Origin of the sequence: Micromonospora peucetia (genome assembly GCF_900091625.1) — a bacterium.
Lineage (GTDB): Bacteria > Actinomycetota > Actinomycetes > Mycobacteriales > Micromonosporaceae > Micromonospora > Micromonospora peucetia.
In genome coordinates, this window is sequence record NZ_FMIC01000002.1 from 6,861,513 (window position 1) to 6,877,014 (window position 15,502).

17 protein-coding genes are annotated in these 15,502 nt (G+C 74.0%); 2 read left to right on the plus strand and 15 right to left on the minus strand.

Annotated features, from left to right (window positions below; translation table 11 throughout):
* Positions 1 to 87 precede the first annotated feature (87 nt).
* Positions 88 to 669: a bifunctional pyr operon transcriptional regulator/uracil phosphoribosyltransferase PyrR gene (gene pyrR, locus GA0070608_RS29955; protein ID WP_091632958.1), complete on the minus strand. Its 582-nt coding sequence runs from the start codon at positions 667 to 669 to the stop codon at positions 88 to 90.
* Between the two features lie 283 nt (positions 670 to 952).
* Between pyrR and bldD the strand changes: the two genes are divergently transcribed.
* Positions 953 to 1,441 carry a transcriptional regulator BldD gene (bldD, locus tag GA0070608_RS29960; protein ID WP_091436620.1) on the plus strand — a complete coding sequence of 163 codons (489 nt, stop codon included), beginning with the start codon at positions 953 to 955 and terminating at the stop codon, positions 1,439 to 1,441.
* Between the two features lie 120 nt (positions 1,442 to 1,561).
* Here the strand turns inward: bldD and nusB are convergent, their stop codons facing one another.
* The 5 genes from nusB to GA0070608_RS29985 all read right to left on the minus strand — a co-directional run bounded on the left by nusB (position 1,562) and on the right by GA0070608_RS29985 (position 5,194).
* The gene (gene nusB, locus GA0070608_RS29965; RefSeq protein ID WP_176734024.1) at positions 1,562 to 1,972 is read right to left on the minus strand and encodes a transcription antitermination factor NusB; all 411 of its coding nucleotides are present in this window, start codon (positions 1,970 to 1,972) and stop codon (positions 1,562 to 1,564) included.
* Positions 1,973 to 1,995: 23 nt separating this feature from the next.
* Entirely contained in the window at positions 1,996 to 2,553 is a 558-nt protein-coding gene (gene efp / locus GA0070608_RS29970) for an elongation factor P (protein WP_091632965.1), read from the minus strand.
* A gap of 106 nt (positions 2,554 to 2,659) precedes the next feature.
* Positions 2,660 to 3,091 carry a type II 3-dehydroquinate dehydratase gene (gene aroQ / locus GA0070608_RS29975; protein WP_091632969.1) on the minus strand — a complete coding sequence of 144 codons (432 nt, stop codon included), beginning with the start codon at positions 3,089 to 3,091 and terminating at the stop codon, positions 2,660 to 2,662.
* Positions 3,088 to 4,164, minus strand: a complete 1,077-nt coding sequence (aroB, locus tag GA0070608_RS29980; protein WP_091632973.1) for a 3-dehydroquinate synthase — start codon at positions 4,162 to 4,164, stop codon at positions 3,088 to 3,090. Before aroB ends, aroQ begins: the two co-directional genes overlap by 4 nt.
* 64 nt (positions 4,165 to 4,228) lie before the next feature.
* Positions 4,229 to 5,194, minus strand: a complete 966-nt coding sequence (locus GA0070608_RS29985; RefSeq protein WP_091632976.1) for a helix-turn-helix transcriptional regulator — start codon at positions 5,192 to 5,194, stop codon at positions 4,229 to 4,231.
* 80 nt (positions 5,195 to 5,274) lie between these two features.
* On the opposite strand from GA0070608_RS29985, the gene GA0070608_RS29990 reads away from it, so the two are divergent.
* Positions 5,275 to 6,003: an alpha/beta fold hydrolase gene (locus tag GA0070608_RS29990; RefSeq protein WP_091632980.1), complete on the plus strand. Its 729-nt coding sequence runs from the start codon at positions 5,275 to 5,277 to the stop codon at positions 6,001 to 6,003.
* 49 nt (positions 6,004 to 6,052) lie between these two features.
* On the opposite strand, the gene GA0070608_RS29995 is transcribed toward GA0070608_RS29990, so the two are convergent.
* The 9 genes from GA0070608_RS29995 to GA0070608_RS30035 form a co-directional block, all read right to left on the minus strand.
* Positions 6,053 to 6,556, minus strand: a complete 504-nt coding sequence (locus GA0070608_RS29995; protein WP_091636522.1) for a shikimate kinase — start codon at positions 6,554 to 6,556, stop codon at positions 6,053 to 6,055.
* A 70-nt stretch (positions 6,557 to 6,626) separates the two neighbouring features.
* Complete coding sequence (aroC, locus tag GA0070608_RS30000; RefSeq protein WP_091636518.1) at positions 6,627 to 7,805, minus strand: chorismate synthase; 1,179 nt, start codon at positions 7,803 to 7,805, stop codon at positions 6,627 to 6,629.
* Between the two features lie 211 nt (positions 7,806 to 8,016).
* Positions 8,017 to 8,937 carry a glycosyltransferase family 2 protein gene (locus GA0070608_RS30005; RefSeq protein WP_091636526.1) on the minus strand — a complete coding sequence of 307 codons (921 nt, stop codon included), beginning with the start codon at positions 8,935 to 8,937 and terminating at the stop codon, positions 8,017 to 8,019.
* A complete protein-coding gene (locus GA0070608_RS30010) occupies positions 8,934 to 9,548 on the minus strand; it encodes a glycosyltransferase (protein WP_245716163.1) in 615 nt (204 codons plus the stop codon). The genes GA0070608_RS30005 and GA0070608_RS30010 overlap by 4 nt, the downstream gene beginning before the upstream one ends.
* A gap of 74 nt (positions 9,549 to 9,622) precedes the next feature.
* Complete coding sequence (locus GA0070608_RS30015) at positions 9,623 to 10,105, minus strand: glycosyltransferase family 28 protein (protein ID WP_091632989.1); 483 nt, start codon at positions 10,103 to 10,105, stop codon at positions 9,623 to 9,625.
* A 225-nt stretch (positions 10,106 to 10,330) separates the two neighbouring features.
* On the minus strand, positions 10,331 to 11,593 hold the full coding sequence (locus GA0070608_RS30020; protein WP_091632992.1) for a hypothetical protein: 1,263 nt from the start codon (positions 11,591 to 11,593) through the stop codon (positions 10,331 to 10,333).
* Positions 11,590 to 12,492, minus strand: coding sequence for a sulfotransferase domain-containing protein (locus tag GA0070608_RS30025; RefSeq protein WP_091632995.1), 903 nt, complete (start codon positions 12,490 to 12,492; stop codon positions 11,590 to 11,592). Before GA0070608_RS30025 ends, GA0070608_RS30020 begins: the two co-directional genes overlap by 4 nt.
* Before the next feature lie 8 nt (positions 12,493 to 12,500).
* Complete coding sequence (locus GA0070608_RS30030; RefSeq protein ID WP_091632998.1) at positions 12,501 to 14,147, minus strand: lipopolysaccharide biosynthesis protein; 1,647 nt, start codon at positions 14,145 to 14,147, stop codon at positions 12,501 to 12,503.
* Positions 14,144 to 15,499, minus strand: coding sequence for an O-antigen ligase family protein (locus tag GA0070608_RS30035; RefSeq protein ID WP_091633002.1), 1,356 nt, complete (start codon positions 15,497 to 15,499; stop codon positions 14,144 to 14,146). The genes GA0070608_RS30030 and GA0070608_RS30035 overlap by 4 nt, the downstream gene beginning before the upstream one ends.
* Positions 15,500 to 15,502 lie beyond the last annotated feature (3 nt).

The following is a 15,502-nucleotide window of genomic DNA, read 5'->3' on the forward strand; positions in this document are numbered from 1 at the left end:
GGCTCCGCTGCGCTGCACTCCTCGCGCTCACCGGGGCCTGCCTTTCGTTCGCGACTGCGGGGCTCCGCTCCGCTGCACTCCTCGCGCTCACCGGGTACCCCCGTACAACTTGACCTCGTCGGTGCCGTCGGTCTCCGCGAGGGTGACCTTCACGCTCTCGGCGAGGGAGGTCGGGATGTTCTTGCCGACGTAGTCGGCGCGGATCGGCAGCTCGCGGTGTCCGCGGTCGACCAGGACGGCGAGCTGGACGGACGCCGGCCGCCCGACGTCGTTGAGCGCGTCGAGCGCGGCCCGCACCGTACGGCCGGAGAAGAGCACGTCGTCGACCAGGATGACCCGCCTGCCGTCGATGCCGCCGGGCGGCACCTGGGTCGGCCCGACCGCGCGGGTGGCGTGCCGGCGCAGGTCGTCGCGGTAGAGGGTGATGTCGAGCACGCCGACCGGGACGGTCACGTCCTCGAAGGTGCTGATCCTGGCGGCCAGCCGCCTCGCGAGCGGGGCGCCCCGGGTGGGGATGCCGAGCAGCACGGTGTTCTCGGCACCCTGGGTCTTCTCCAGGATCTGGTGGGCGATGCGGTCGACCACGCGCTGAACATCGGCGCTGGCGAGGATCACCTTCACCGAGGGTTGTCGCGGCGACGGCGACTGCACAGTCGGTGGGTAGGCCACGGCGGACCTCCTTCCCCGCCTCACGGGACGGGTCGTTAAAGGACGTCGGATGCCGGCACCGGACCGCGAACGGCCTGGACCGGGGCTTCCTGCCACGTTACCAGTGGTCACCGGCAGGAACGCCGCCGGCTGCTGACCCCCTGGTCAGCCCGGCGAAATGGTGACAACTTCCCCGATGATCCCAACGGTAAGGTCACGACCACTTGACCAGTTGTACCAATCCCCGTACCGTCACGCTCCGTAGCGACCCTGGGAGAACCCCGAGCAGCACTGGGAGTGTTTAATGCCCTCTGAATACGCCAAGTCTCTGGGCGCCCGCCTGCGCTCCATCCGCCAACAGCAGGGCCTGTCCCTGCAGGGTGTGGAGGAGAAGTCGAACGGGCGGTGGAAGGCGGTGGTGGTCGGCTCCTACGAGCGTGGCGACCGCGCCGTCACGGTGTCGCGCCTGGCTGAGCTGGCCGACTTCTACCGCGTACCCGTCTCGGAGCTGCTGCCCGACGGCAGCGGGGTTCGTCACGAGCCCACCAGCAAGATCGTCCTCGACCTGGAGCGGCTGTACGACGAGGCCTCCGAGGAGCTGGCCTACGTCGCCCGGTACGCCCGCGCCATCCAGCAGCAACGCGGTGACTACAACGGCCGCGTGCTCTCCATCCGCGCCGACGACCTGCGCGCCCTCGCCATCGTCTACGACGCCTCGCCGTCCGGCCTGATCGAGCGGCTCACCGAGCACGGTGTGCTGGTCGCCGACCCGCGGGCGTTCTTCGCCAGCTGACCTCGACCGCGAAAGGGCCCGTGCCGTCCGGCACGGGCCCTTTCGTCGTCGTTCGTGTCGCGTCCCCACCCGCCGTCACCCCGCCGGGTGTGACCCACGTCGGGTGTGACGTGTGCCGCGTCAGCGGGTGGCGTACTCGGCGATGCGGCCGAGGATGCCGTTGAGGAAGCGCGGCGAGTCGTCGGTCGACATCTGCCGGGCCAGTTCGACGGCCTCACTGATGGCCACCGCATCGTCGATCTCGTCGACGTAGAGCAGCTCGTAGACCGCGATCCGGGCGAGGTTACGGTCGACCGCCGGCATCCGCTCCAGCGTCCACCCCTCGGCGTAGCTGGCGATCACCTCGTCGATCCGGTCGAGGTGGGCGGCGACACCCTCGACCAGGCCCACCGCGTATCCCAGGTGCTCGGGGCGGGGTTTTTCGATCCGCTCGATGTAGCCGGCGAGCACCTCGACCGGCGGGCGGTCCCGTAGGTCGGCCTCGAAGAGCACGTCCAGCGCCCGCTTGCGCGCCTTGCGGCGCGCCGGCATCTGCTGCTTGGGGCCCTCGGCCATCAGGCGCGGCCGAGGTAACGGCCGTCGCGGGTGTCGACCTTGATCTTCTCGCCGGTGGTGATGAAGAGCGGCACCTGCACGGTCGCGCCGGTCTCGACGGTGGCCGGCTTGTTGCCACCGGTGGACCGGTCGCCCTGCAGGCCCGGCTCGGTGTAGGTGACCTCCAGCACGACGCTGGTCGCCAGCTCGATGTAGAGCGGGAGGCCCTCGTGGGTGGCCACGGTCGCCTCGGCTTCGGGCAGCAGGTAGTTCGCCGCCTCACCGACGGTGGCGCCCGGCACGGTGATCTGGTCGAACGTCTCCAGGTCCATGAAGACGTAGTCGTCGCCGTCGGCGTACAGGTATTGCATGGTGCGCTTGTCCACGGTCGCGGTCTCGACCTTGGTGCCCGCGTTGAAGGTCTTGTCGACCACCTTGCCGGACAGCACGTTCTTCAGCGTGGTACGCACGAACGCACCACCCTTACCGGGCTTGACGTGCTGGAACTCAACGACGGACCAGAGCCCTCCGTCGAGGTTGAGTACCAGGCCGTTCTTCAGGTCGTTGGTGGTGGCCATTTCCTGCCTTGATCATCAATTGGCGGACAGACCTGGCAAGTCTACTAGTTGCGCCGAACGCCGCTGCCCGCCGCTGTCCGCGACGTTTCCACCGCCGCTCCCGACGTCAGCGGGAGCGGGCGGCCAGATGGTGCAGGGCCAGGCGGTAACCGTCGACGCCGAGGCCGCAGATCACCCCGGTCGCCACCGCCGACACCACCGAGTGGTGCCGGAACTCCTCGCGGGCGTGGATGTTGGAGATGTGCACCTCGACCAGCGGCCCACGCAGCATGGCGCAGGCGTCCCGGACCGCGTACGAATAGTGTGACCAGGCGGCCGGGTTGAGCACCACGGCGGCGCCCTCGTCGGCGGCGGTGTGCAGCCATCCCAGCAGCTCGTGCTCGGCGTCGGTCTGCCGGACCGTCACGTCCAGGCCGAGCTCCCGCCCGGTCGACTCGCAGAGCGTCACCAGGTCCGCGTAGCTGGTCGCCCCGTAGACGTCCGGCTGTCGGGTGCCGAGCCGGCCGAGGTTCGGGCCGTTGAGCACGTGGACCTTCATGCGGCCACCTTGCGGTAGGCCGCCGCCAGCAACTCGTCGTCCGGGCCCTCCAGGATCGCCGGCCGGGCCAGCCCGTCCAGCACGACGAAACGCAGCTGGCTGCCCCGGGCCTTCTTGTCCACCCGCATCGTGGCGAGCAGTCCCGGCCAGGCCTCGGCCGGGTAGCTGGTGGGCAGGCCGAGCGCCGCCATGGCCGTGCGGTGCCGCTCGGCGGTGGGGGCGTCCAGCCTGCCGGCCAGCCGGGCCAGCTCACCGGCGTAGACGACGCCGACCGACACCGCGTGGCCGTGCCGCCAGCGGTAGCCCTCCGCCTTCTCGATGGCGTGGGCCAGGGTGTGGCCGTAGTTGAGCACCTCCCGCACGCCCGCCTCGCGCAGGTCGCCCGAGACCACGTCGGACTTCACCCGGATCGCCCGCTCGATCAGCTCGCGGGTCACCGGCCCGGTCGGGTCGGTGGCCGCGGCCCGGTCCCGTTCCACCAGGTCGAGGATCACCGGGTCGGCGATGAAGCCGCACTTGACCACCTCGGCCAGGCCGGCGGCAAGGTCGGTCTGCGGGAGGCTGTCCAGCGTCGCCAGGTCGGCGAGGACGCCGACCGGCGGATGGAACGCCCCGACCAGGTTCTTGCCGGTGGCGGTGTTGATCCCGGTCTTGCCACCCACCGCAGCGTCGACCATGCCCAGCAGCGAGGTCGCCACCGGCACCCAGCGCACCCCACGTAGCCAGCAGGCCGCGACGAAGCCGGCCAGGTCGGTCACCGCGCCGCCGCCGACACCCACCACCGCGTCGGTACGGGTGAAGCCGGCCTCGCCCAGCCGGTCCCAGCAGGTCGCCGCGACGTCGATGTGCTTGCCCGCCTCGGCGTCCGGCACCTCGATCAGCAGCGGCGCGACGCCGGCCGCGCGCAGCCGCCCGCCGATCGCGTCGGCCAACTCCTTGAGCGGGCGCGCGTGCAGCACCGCCACCCGGGTCGCGTCGGGCAGCAGGCCGGGCAGCGCGTCGAGCAGGTCGCGTCCCACCAGCACGTCGTACGGGCGCTCGCCGCCGACCGGGATCCGGGTCACCTCGTCCATCGCCGGCAGCCTAGTCCAGCCGCCCTGTCCCGGGCGGGACCTGTCCACTTCGTGGCCACCCCGGTCACCCGGACACCCGCGCCGCCCAGCCGGTCAGCCGGCGGGCGTGCTCGGCGACCTCGTCGCGCAGCGCGTCGGGACGCAGGACGGTGAACGGCCAGCCCAGCCCCGAAAGCAGTTGGGCCATCCCGTCCAGGTTCTCCGCGCGGGCGCGCAGCAGCACGCCGCCGGCGGTCGTGGTCAGCTCGGCCACGCTCGGCGGGACGCGGCGTCGGGCGGCGACCAGATCAGTCTCCAGCAGCACCTCGACGTCGTGGGCGTACGGCACGCGGGCCAGCGAGCGGGTCACCTGGGCCACCGCGTCGAAGCCGTCGGGCGCGGTGAAGGTCTCCTCCCCCTGTTCCACCGCGCCGATCCGGTCCAGCCGGAACGTGCGCATCTCCCCGCGCAGGTGGTCGTGGCCGGTGACGTACCACCGACCGGCGTGGAAGACCAGCCCGTACGGGTCGAGTTCCCGGCGGGTCGCCGCGCCCGAGAAGGAACGGTGCTCCAGCCGCACCCGGCGCCGCTGCCGGGTGGCTGCCCCGAAGGTGAGCAGCGTTCCGGTCGCGGGTCGGGCCTGCGACGTGGAGCGGCGCAGGGTGAAGCCGAGGTGCTCCTGCACGGCGGCGAGGCGGTCGGCCAGCGGGGGTGGGAGCACCCGGCGGATCTTGGCCAGGGCGGTCGCGGTCGCCGGCTCCTCGGTGCCCAACCCGAGCCGCTCGGCGGCGACCAGACCGAGCAGCACGGCGACGGCCTCGTCGTCGGTGAGCATCAGCGGTGGCAGCTTGTAGCCGGGGCCCAACCGGTAGCCGCCGTCGCGGCCCCGCTCGGCGGTCACCGGGATGCCCAGCTCGGCCAGGGTCGTGGCGTAGCGGCGCACGGTGCGCCCGTCCACCCCGAGCCGGCGGGCCAGCTCCGCCCCGGTGAGCCGGTGATGGCTCTGGAGCAGTTCGAGCATGCCGAGCACCCGGGCGGCGGGATGTGACACGGGCCATTCCTAAAAGCGGGCGGAAAGCGTCCTGATTCAATCGTACGGTGGCTCCGGACGACGAGAGAGGGAGGTCGCAGATGGCGACGTTCGTGCTGGTTCCGGGTTTCTGGCTGGGCGGTTGGGCGTGGCGCGAGGTGACCGCGGCGCTGCGCGGGCAGGGCCACGAGGCCCACCCGGTGACGCTGACCGGAGTGGCCGAGCGCGCCCACCTCGCCGGGCCGGAGGTGGGCCTGGAGACGCACACCACCGACATCGTCCGGTTGATCGAGGTGGAGGACCTGCACGACGTGGTGTTGGTGGGGCACTCCGGCGGCGGGCTGCCGGTGACCCAGGCCGCGGACCGCGTCCCGGACCGGATCGCCCGGGTGGTCTACGTGGAGAGCGGGCCGATGCCGGACGGCATGTCGCAGTTCGACAGCAACCCGCCGGAGGAGCAGGAGCGGCTGCGCGCCGAGATCGGCGCCGGGCACCTGCTACCGCCGCCCCCGTTCGACCCGGCGGCGGACCCGGAGAACCTGGCCGGGCTGGATTCCGCCGCGCTCGCACTGCTGCGGCAACGCGCCACCGCCCACCCGCTGCGCGCCGCCACCGACCCGGTCCGCCGCACCGGTGGGCGCGCGGTGCCGACGGCCCTGGTGGCCAGCACCTTCCCGATCGAGGTGGTCGAGGGCATGATCGCGCAGGGCCACCCGTTCTTCGCCGGGCTGGCCGGCGGTCAGCTGCACGCGCTGCCCACCGGGCACTGGCCGATGCTCAGCGAGCCGAAGGGCCTGGCCGACGTGCTCGACCGGATCGCCCGCGACTGACGGCCGGCGGAACGCGGCGTGCCCGGACCGCGCACGCCGGCATCCCGGCTCAGCGCTTCAGCAGCGCGACTATCTCGGCGGCGATCTCCGCCGGGGACCGTCCGTCGGTGACGACCGTCGCGGTGGCCACCTCGGCGTAGAGCGGGCGGCGCTGGTCCAGCAGATACTTCAGCGTCGCCCGGGGGTTGATCGCCAGCAGTGGACGGCCCGCGCCGAGCCCCACCCGCTTCACGGCGTCGGACAGGTCGACGGAGAGGTACACCACGGCGTGCCCGACCAGGGCCGCGCGGTTCTCCTCGGCGAGGACCGCGCCGCCGCCGAGGGCGAGCACGCCCCCGCACGAGGCCAGCCCCGCCGCCACCGCCGCCCGTTCGAGGGTACGGAAGTGGTCCTCACCCTCGTCGATGAAGATCTCCGAGATCGGCTTGCCCGCCTGCCGCACGATGTCCAGGTCGGTGTCGCGGAACTCCACGCCGAGCAGCTCCGCGAGCGCCAGCCCGACGGTGGTCTTGCCGGAGCCGGGCGCCCCGACCAGTACGCAGACCGGCGCCATCAGCGGCACCGCCGGTCGGCAGCGCGTCCCGGCCGGCGGGCTGCCACACGCTCTGGCCGCTGGCCCGCGCTCACCGGATCACCAGCGCGTCGAGGTAACCGGCCAGGTTGCGGCGGATCTCGGCGACCGAGTCGCCGCCGAACTTCTCGGTGGCGGCCTCGGCGAGCACCAGCGCCACCATCGCCTCGGCGACGACGGCGGCGGCGGGCACCGCGCAGACGTCCGAGCGTTGGTTGATCGCGGTGGCCGGCTCGCCGGTGGTGACGTCCACCGTCGCCAGGGCCCGGCTCAGCGACGAGATCGGCTTCATCGCGGCCTTCACCCGCAGCGGCTCGCCGGTGGTGATGCCGCCCTCCAGCCCGCCGGCCCGGTCGGTGACCCGACGCACGCCGGTCGCGGTGGGAATGATCTCGTCGTGCGCCTCGGAGCCCCGGGAGCGCGCCTGCTGCCAACCGTCCCCGATCTCCACGCCCTTGATGGCCTGGATCGACATCAGGGCGGTCGCGAGCCGGGCGTCGAGCTTGCGGTCCCACTGGACGTGGCTGCCCAGGCCCGGCGGCACCCCGTACGCCAGCACCTCGACCACGCCGCCCAGGGTGTCGGCGGCCTTCTTCGCGGCGTCGACCTCGGCGACCATCCGGGCGCTGACCTCGGGGTCGAGGCAGCGCAGCGGGTCGGCGTCGATGCGGGCGGCGTCGGTGGGCGTCGGACGGAGCCCCGGCTTGACCGCGACCGGGCCCAGCTCCACCACGTGGGAGACGATCTCGATGCCGAGCGCCTGCCGGACCAGCGCCTTGGCGACCGTGCCGACGGCGACCCGGGCAGCGGTCTCCCGCGCGCTGGCCCGTTCCAGGATCGGCCGCGCGTCGGTGTGGCCGTACTTCTGCATGCCGGCCAGGTCGGCGTGGCCCGGACGGGGGCGGGTGAGCGGCGCGTTGCGGGCCTGGCGGGCCAGCTCCTCCTCGTCGACCGGGTCGGCGGCCATGACGGTGCGCCACTTGGGCCACTCGGAGTTGCCGACGCGGATCGCGACCGGGCTGCCGAGCGTCACCCCGTGCCGGAGCCCGCCGATGATCTCGACCTCGTCCTGTTCGAACGCCATCCGCGCGCCCCGGCCGTAGCCGAGCCGCCGCCGGGCCAGCTCACCGGCGATCTCCCCGGTGGTCACCTCGACGCCGGCGGGTACGCCCTCCAGCATCGCGACGAGGGCGGGTCCGTGCGATTCCCCTGCAGTCAACCAGCGCAACACAGCGGTCAGTCTGTCACGCCCGGTGCCCACCGGCGTGCGGTGCCCGCCTCGTCCCGCCCTGCGGACGCGACACGGCTCACCGGGGGCCTCGGCCGCGGCGGTTCCGGGTGGCGCTCGCCCGGCCGCCGCCCGGACCCGACCCGCCGGTGGGACCCGCGCCGCCCGGGGCCGGTCCGGTACACGCCGGAACCGGACCCGGGCGGCGCGGGGCTCAGATGCCCCGGCCCCGCTTGTGCAGGGTGCGCAGTACCGCGTCGGCGCGGATCACCCGCCCGGCCACGGCGAGGGCCAGGTACGCCCGCGGCTCGCGCGGGTTACGCCGGATGGTGTGCCGGGCCCAGCGCATCGCGCCCCGCCGATCGCCGGACGCGGCCCGGGCGAAGGCGATCTGCCCGGTGACCCGCGCCTCGCCGGCGGGCTGGGTGCCGAACTCGGGGTAACGCTCCAGCAGCCACTGCAACGCCTCGGAGATGGTGTCCCAGCGCTGCGCGAAGTAGGACCGCTTGTGCCAGCGCACCAGCACGTACGGCGTGCGCAGGTTGCGCAACGGCGCGCTGCGGGCGGCCCGGAGCAGGAACTCGTAGTCCTCCGCGTAGCTGCCCGGGATCTCCTCGTCGACCAGCCCGAACCCGTCGCGCAGCGCGGCGGCGCGGATCAGGAAGGTCGACGGGTGCAGCTCCGTCATCCGGTCCCGCAGCAGGTCGGCCAGGGTGACCGAGTCCTTCGGCAACGCCCGGTCGACGGTGTGCCCGTCGTAGCTGACCCGGATCCCGCAGCTGACGAACTCCGCCTCGGGGTGGGCGGCGAGCGCCTCGACCTGGGCCCGCAGCTTGCCGGGCAGCCACTCGTCGTCGTCGTCGCAGAATGCGACGAGCTCACCGGTGGCGGCCAGCACCCCGGAGTTGCGGGCACCGGCCAGGCCGGGGGCACGCTCGTTGCGGATCACCCGGACCAGCCGGTCCGGGCGGGACAGCTCGGCCAGCGAAGCGTCCGGCTCGGACTGGTCGTACACCACCACCACCTCGATCGTGCCGGGGTGGTCCTGGTCGAGGATGGCGCGTACGGCGGCCCGGAGCAGCTCCGGACGGTCCCGGGTGGGCACCACCGCGCTCACGCTCGGGTGTTCGGTCATCGCCGCTCTCCGTTCCGGTCCGGCCGTGCCCACGGCCGCCACCTCGTCCGCTGCCGCCGTCCGGTCGACGCGGCCACCAGGTCCTCCACGATCCGCCCCACCTGCTCGACCGCCGCGCGGCGTGCTCGCGACGCGTCCGGGTCGGCCGCGACGGCGAACCGGGACGGGTCGGCGAGGCCGGCGGTCAGCGCCTCGAACAGCGCCTCCCGGGTCTCGGCCAGCGCCACCATGCCGGCCGCGCCCAGGCGACGGGCGAACAGCTGCTGGTGGTCGTCGACGTGCTCGCCCCGGGCCGGGTCCCGTGGGACGACGATCGGCAGGTGACCGTGCCGTCGGGCCTCCAGGATGGTGGCCGGGCCGCCGTGGCAGACCACCAGGTCGGCCTCGGCCATCGCGGTCTGGAGCTCGTCGTGGCCGAGGAAGGCCACCGCCCCGGGCACCCCGGGGACCCGGGTGTGTCCGTGCTGGACGGTCAGCCCGACGTCCTCGGCGAGGGCGGGGTGCCATTCCTCCAGCCAGCCGACCAGGCGGTCGAACGGATGCTTGTCGGTGCCGACGGCGACCAGCAGCCGGGCCCGGGCGAGGTCGCCGGAGTCGCGCGGCTGGGGCAGCCGGTTGGCGGGCGCCGGCCGGGGCCGGCCGGGGGCGACCCGGTGCACGGGGGCGGTTCCGGTGCTCTCGGCGCTCACAACAGGGTCCCCACGACGGTGGCCTCCGGGTACTGCCGGCGCTGCTCGTCCCACTGCACGAGCATCGCGGAGAGGAACGGCCGGCAGAGCCGGGCGGTCAGGGTCGGGGTGTCGATCCGGTCGTACACCTCGATGTAGACGGTCGGCACGCGCCGCAGCCGGGCGAGCACCACGAACGGGACGGCCACCCCGGCGCCGGTGGTCACCACCGCGGCGACCCGGCGCGACCGCAGCACCCGCCAGGCGAGGACGGCGTTGCGCAGCAGGTTCGGCACGTTGCGGGTGGTCGGGTGGTGCGCCGGGATCAGGTCCTCGCCGGCGAGCAGCGAGAGCGCCTCGGGTGTGTCGAAGGTGACCCAGCATCGAGGCCAGCGTTCGTACCACGGGCGTAGGGCGAGCAGTTGGGCCAGATGGCCACCGCTGGAGCCCACCAGGAGCAGAACCCCGGGCGCGCCGGCATCCTCGGTTGTCGTTCCCACGCGACTCCCCACAAGTTCGCTTGGATGTTCGGTGGCCGCCACCCGACAGCAGATCACACGTCCTGCGGCCGTCAAATAGGGCGACCGGACGACTGGTAGATCTCCGCGGGTGGCGGATCGGGCGTGTCGCGCCGGCCGCCGACATCGACGGTCGTTACGACCTGGAGTTCTTCCGTCACTTTCCGGAGTGGACGGCGGACCGCAGGCTCCGGTGATTTCGGCGGATCAGCCGCTATGTCGTTTCTCGATGACGTCCAGCAGGGCGGGATGCAGCGCGGCGTTCCAGCCCGCGCCGGCGTCGGCGAGCCGCCAGGTGCGCAGCCACATCTCCAGCAGGTAGGCGTCGGTCACCAGCCGCCGGGGCGCCGGCCCGAGCCCCAGCTCGGCGCCGTACCGGTCGAGGTGGGCGTCGACGGCCCGCGCCGCCGCCGAGGCCGGCTCGCCGCGCAGCACCAGGGCCCGCTGGAACGCGTCGTGCGCCAGGTCGAAGCCGAGCGGCACGTCCGGTGCGCTGTGTTCCCAGTCCCAGGCGACGAGACGCCCGGCGTGCACGCCGAGGTTCCAGGGCACCCAGTCGCCGTGCCAGTGCCCGAACTCGACGGCCGTGTCGCCGTGCCGGCTGGTCAGAGCGGCCACGGCGGCGACCGCCCGGGCCCCGTCCGGTACGTTGGCGGCGGCACGTCCGGCCTCGGCGGCGAGCCGGGCCAGGAACGCCGACCCGGCCAGGGGACGCGGTGGTGCCGGTGGGCGGCCCCGGCGGGCCACCGCCAGCAGCGCCGCGATCCGCGGCGGTTCGCCGGCCGACACCCCCCGCACGGCCGGCGGCAGCGGCTCGACCAGCGCGACCGCCTGCCCGTCGGTGGCCGACTCGGTAAGCAGCCGGGGTGCCGCCGGGTGGTCGGGCGCGCCGGTCACCGTGGGCAGTTCGCGCAGGGCCGCCGCCTCGGCGGTCACCAGTGCACGGGTGGCCCCGTTCCAGCCGATCTTCGCGTAGCCGAGGGCCCGACCGTCCGGGGCGAACAGTTGCAGGGTGGGCTTGTGGTTCGGATCCGGCGGGCGGACCCCGCAGGCCGCGTGGACCGCCGCCTCGCCGAGCGCGGCGCCCAGTCGCCCGGCCAGCAGCGCCTCGTCGGCCGCGACCCCCTCGGGCAGCGACACGGTCAGCCGGGGGAACGGGGCCAGGTCGACCGCACCGACCCGCGCCAGCGTGCCGAGCGCGGCCCGCACCGCCCGCACCTTCGGCGGGCGCAACGCGTTGTACGCCAGCAGCGAGGCAGCCGTGGCCCGGGGCGCGCCCAGCGGCAGCAGGAACCGGGCCCGGGCGAGCGACGGGACGACCGCGTACCGGGCGACGGCGCGGTGCCCGGGCGGCGGCGGGCCGCCCACGGTCAGGGCGATCCGCTCGTCGCCGAACACGGCCCGGGTGACCCAGCCCAGCCCGTCGGTCCGCGACCGGGGGTCGGCCGCGTCAGTGGCCCGCGCCGTCACGGGGCCCGGTCCGGCCAGTCGAGCTCCAGCCCCAGCCGCTGCCGCAACGCGTCGTTGTACGGGCGGTAGTACTCGGTCAGCTCGGCGCGCACCGCCGGCTCCAGCGGCGCCGAGCGACGGTCGTTGTAGACCTTGAAGTCGGGCAGGTCGTGCGGGGGCAGGCCGAGGAAGTCCAGCGTCCGGCGATAGGTCGACCGGGCGTCGCGGTAGAGGTCCTCGCTGGGCAGGAAGAGGATCTGTTGCCGGTCGAACCGCTCCAGCCACGGCTCCAGATGTTCCAGGTAGCGGCCCCGGGCCCGGTAGGTGTACCAGTCGTACGGCTCGCTGAAGTGCTCCGGCTCGGCGATCAGCCGTTCCCGCTCCCCCGCCGTCCGTTCCTGCTCGGCGGCCAGCGCGGCGGCGAACTCCAGCGGCTCGATGCCGTGCGTCCGCCGCTCCTTCCAGTGCGAGTACGCCCGCTCCACCGGATCGCGCAGCAGCACGATCAGCCGCACCGACGGCATCAGCGCGGCGACCCGCTGCGCCGCGAGGGGATGGAACATGTACAGCGGCGCCGCCTCGCCGACCCGTACCGGCCCGCCGTGCCGCTTCTCCAGCGCCTCCCGCTGGCGTTGCGTCGGGAAGTGCGACCGGTACCAGGGCTCGCCGCGCCGCCAGTGCTCCTCGAAGTAGTGCGCGGACTTGGTGTTCCAGGCCGGGAAGAGCCGGGGCACCAGCGGGTGCTGGATGAGGTAGTTCCACAGCGAGGTGGTGCCGCCCCGCTTGGTGCCGATGACGAGGAAGTCCGGCAACGGCCGACGGTCGCTGGTACGCACCCCGTACTCGACGAGTGACTCCCGCACCCGATCTGTCACCTGGGTCGGTACGAGCTGCTTCACCCGGTCTCGGATGGACGACACGACGGACCTCACCTGCCCTTCGATTCCTCCGGGGCGGGCCCGGCGGCGGCCGGGGCCGCCTCCTGCCGCCCACGGACCTGCACCATGGTCACCCGGATGCGGCGTCGCACCCGGGGCAACGTCAACAAGCCGACGCAGCCGGCAGCCAGTACGGCCACGGCCACGGCCAGGCCGCCGATCCCCCGCCCGCCGGCCAGCACCCCGACCGCCGCCGCGGCGCCGACCCCGGCGACGGTGGCCGCCCCGGCGCGCAGCATCGCCGCGTCGACCAGCGGCTCCCCGATGACGGCCCGGGCACAGCCGACCGAAGTTAGGTTCTCGGTGGCGATGCCGAGCGCCCATGCCAGCGCCGCCCCGGTCGCGCCGTGCGCCGGGATCAGCCACAGGCCGAGGGAGACGGTGACGAGCAGCCCGGCCAGCGTGGCGACCAGGTGCAGCCCGCTGCGCCCGCCCATCAGCAGCAGGCTCTGCACGTTGCCGACCCCGGTGTTGACCAGCATGGCCAACGCGAGCACGGTCATCGCGGGGGCGCCGGCGGTGAACTCGGGCCCGAAGAGCTGGAGGAAGGCCAGCCCGAAGACGGCGAGCAACAGGTAGACCGGCCAGGACAGCACCAGCCCCCACGTGGTCAGTTGCCGGTGCACGGCCGCCGCCGCAGCCCGGTCGCCCCGCCCCAGCAGCCGGGACAGCTGCGGCGACACCGCGACCCGGAGCCCCTGCATGGCCAGTTGGCCGGCGAGGATGTAGCGCCCGACGGCGCCGAACACACCGGCGTCGGCCGGCCCGGCGAGCACCGACGTGAGCAGCACGCCGACCCACATGTTGCCGGCGTCGATGGCGGCGGACGCGGCCCGGGGCAGCGCGAATCGCCAGAACGCCGACCAGTCCTGCGGTTCGGGCCGCAGCGTCGCGCCCCGGCCGACGCCGAGCGGGCCGGCCACCAGCGTCAGGCAGGCCAGCAGGGCGAGCGCCGCCGGCACCAGCCAGCCGGTCATGCCGGCCAGCAGGCCCCCGCCGGCCAGGGCCGCCGCGCCGACCAGCACCGGTCGGGCCACCGGCAGCAGGAAGAACTGCACCCCGACGTACGCCCGGATCGGGCGCACGCAGCGCAGCGCGGCGAGCAGCAGCGTCATCGCCACCACCACCGGCACCGCGGCGAAGCTGACCGTCAGCAGGGCCGCGCCGTCGACGCCGGAGCCGTCGAACAGGCTCGGGGCGAGCCTGTCGGCGGCGAGCACCCCGCCCACGGCGACGACGACCGCCGCCAGCAGCGGCGGGACCAGCGCCACCGGGAGCATCCGGGCGGCGTCACCCCGGGCGCCGAGGCGCCGGCGGGGCAGCGCCCACATCAGCCCGGTCTCCGCGCCGAGGGTGCACACGGCGGTGGCGACGGTGACCACGCCGATCGCGGCGAAGAACGCCCCGGAGCCGACCGTGCCGTAGCCACGGGTGATGACGACCGCGAGCAGGAAGCCGAAAAGTCCGCTGGTGGCCGCCCCGATCAGCCCGGCCACGCCGCTGCGGACGCTGCGCCGCGTCTCCGTGTCGTCGGCGGGCGGGCCGGCCGGGGCGGTGGCCGGCGACCGGCCCGGGGCCGATCCGCCCGGTTCGGCGGCCGGGTGGGGCCCGGCCGGCGGGTGGGTGGCGGCGGTCATGCGGGCACCGCTTCCGGGCGCGGGAGACGGGGGCGGTGCAGGCGGGCCGCCCTCTCCCGCTCGGTGAGCGCCATCGCGAAGGCGACCGCGAAGAAGGCGACCGCGAGGTTCTGGTTGGCCATGCCGTAGAAGGGGATCTGCACCAGGCAGACGACCGGCACCACGGCCAGCCACTGCCCGGCGGCGGAGCTGGCCCGGGCGCAGATCAGCGCGGCGGCCACGAACCAGGCGAGGAAGCACAGCAGCGCGGGGACGCCGTGGCTGAACAGCACCATCCACAACTGCCCCTGGGTGCCGATCGGCGCCTCGGCGCTGACGGTGTCCACGTTCACCGGCGCGCCATAACCGAGCCAGGGCGACTCCCGTACCCGCCGGATCACCTCGACGTAGAGCGACAGCCGGTCGGTGTTGGTGTCGCTGGACTCGACCCGGTTGCCGATCAGCTGGGTGACCGGGATGAACAGGGTGACGAGGCCACCGGTGACCACCACCCCGACGATCGACGCGGCCACCCGGACGTTGCCGCGCAGGGCGGCTCGGACGCCGAGCACCGCCAGCCCGGCGCCGAGGCTGAGGAACATCGCCCGGTTGAGCGTGAGGAAGGCTGGGGCCAACGACAGCGGCAGCGACGCCAGCAGCGCCCAGCGCAGCACGCCACGCTTGCGCAGCATGGTGAAGGCCACCACGCAGGGCAGCGTCATCGCGTACGCGCTGCCGTAGTTGTTGGTGTACGCGAACGGCGCGGCCGGCCGGTAGATCGGGTTCAGCGACCGGGCGCTGTATTCCGCGGTGGTGAGATGGACCATGTCCTGGATGAACGGGGTGTTCGCCACCCCGCCCGGCAGCAGCACCTCCACCGGGGTGGTCAGCGCGAACCGGGGCGCCAGCACGCCCAGCCAGCCCAGGGCGACCAGCGCGAACCAGAAGGCGCAGAGCGGCACGAGCACCGCAACCTGGTCGGGGCGTTCCCGGGTGACCGCGTAGACGTAGACGCCGACCACCAGCGCGGTGAGATAGAAGGCGAGCCGCAGGGCGAACGTCAGCAGCGAGGCCGGCGTCTGGAGCTGGGTGGCGCTGACCACCACGATGGTCAGGAACAGCAGCCAGATCCCGGCGGCCGGGGGCAGCGGCACCCGCCCCCGGATGAACAACAACGCGAACAGCAGCGCCCCGAGCAACGGCCACCCGAGGTAGAACGCGCCGGCCAGCCACCACACCGGCACCATGCCGAACATCAACGCCAGCGGCCAGAGCGGCAGCCGTGGCGGGGCCGGCGGCTGCGGCAGCCGTACGGCGTCGCCGCCTGGGCCGCCGCCCGGCTCGGTCGTCGCCGGCGCGCGGGTGACGGGCACGGA

Bases quoted from the DNA above. Each gene is read 5' to 3' on its own strand.
- aroQ (WP_091632969.1), bottom strand. From the start codon at position 3,091: ATGAAGGTCCACGTGCTCAACGGCCCGAACCTCGGCCGGCTCGGCACC.
- GA0070608_RS30030 (WP_091632998.1), bottom strand. From the start codon at position 14,147: ATGACCGCCGCCACCCACCCGCCGGCCGGGCCCCACCCGGCCGCCGAA.
- GA0070608_RS29990 (WP_091632980.1), top strand. From the start codon at position 5,275: ATGGCGACGTTCGTGCTGGTTCCGGGTTTCTGGCTGGGCGGTTGGGCG.
- efp (WP_091632965.1), bottom strand. From the start codon at position 2,553: ATGGCCACCACCAACGACCTGAAGAACGGCCTGGTACTCAACCTCGAC.
- GA0070608_RS29995 (WP_091636522.1), bottom strand. From the start codon at position 6,556: ATGGCGCCGGTCTGCGTACTGGTCGGGGCGCCCGGCTCCGGCAAGACC.
- bldD (WP_091436620.1), top strand. From the start codon at position 953: ATGCCCTCTGAATACGCCAAGTCTCTGGGCGCCCGCCTGCGCTCCATC.
- nusB (WP_176734024.1), bottom strand. From the start codon at position 1,972: ATGCCGGCGCGCCGCAAGGCGCGCAAGCGGGCGCTGGACGTGCTCTTC.
- aroB (WP_091632973.1), bottom strand. From the start codon at position 4,164: ATGGACGAGGTGACCCGGATCCCGGTCGGCGGCGAGCGCCCGTACGAC.
- GA0070608_RS30005 (WP_091636526.1), bottom strand. From the start codon at position 8,937: ATGACCGAACACCCGAGCGTGAGCGCGGTGGTGCCCACCCGGGACCGT.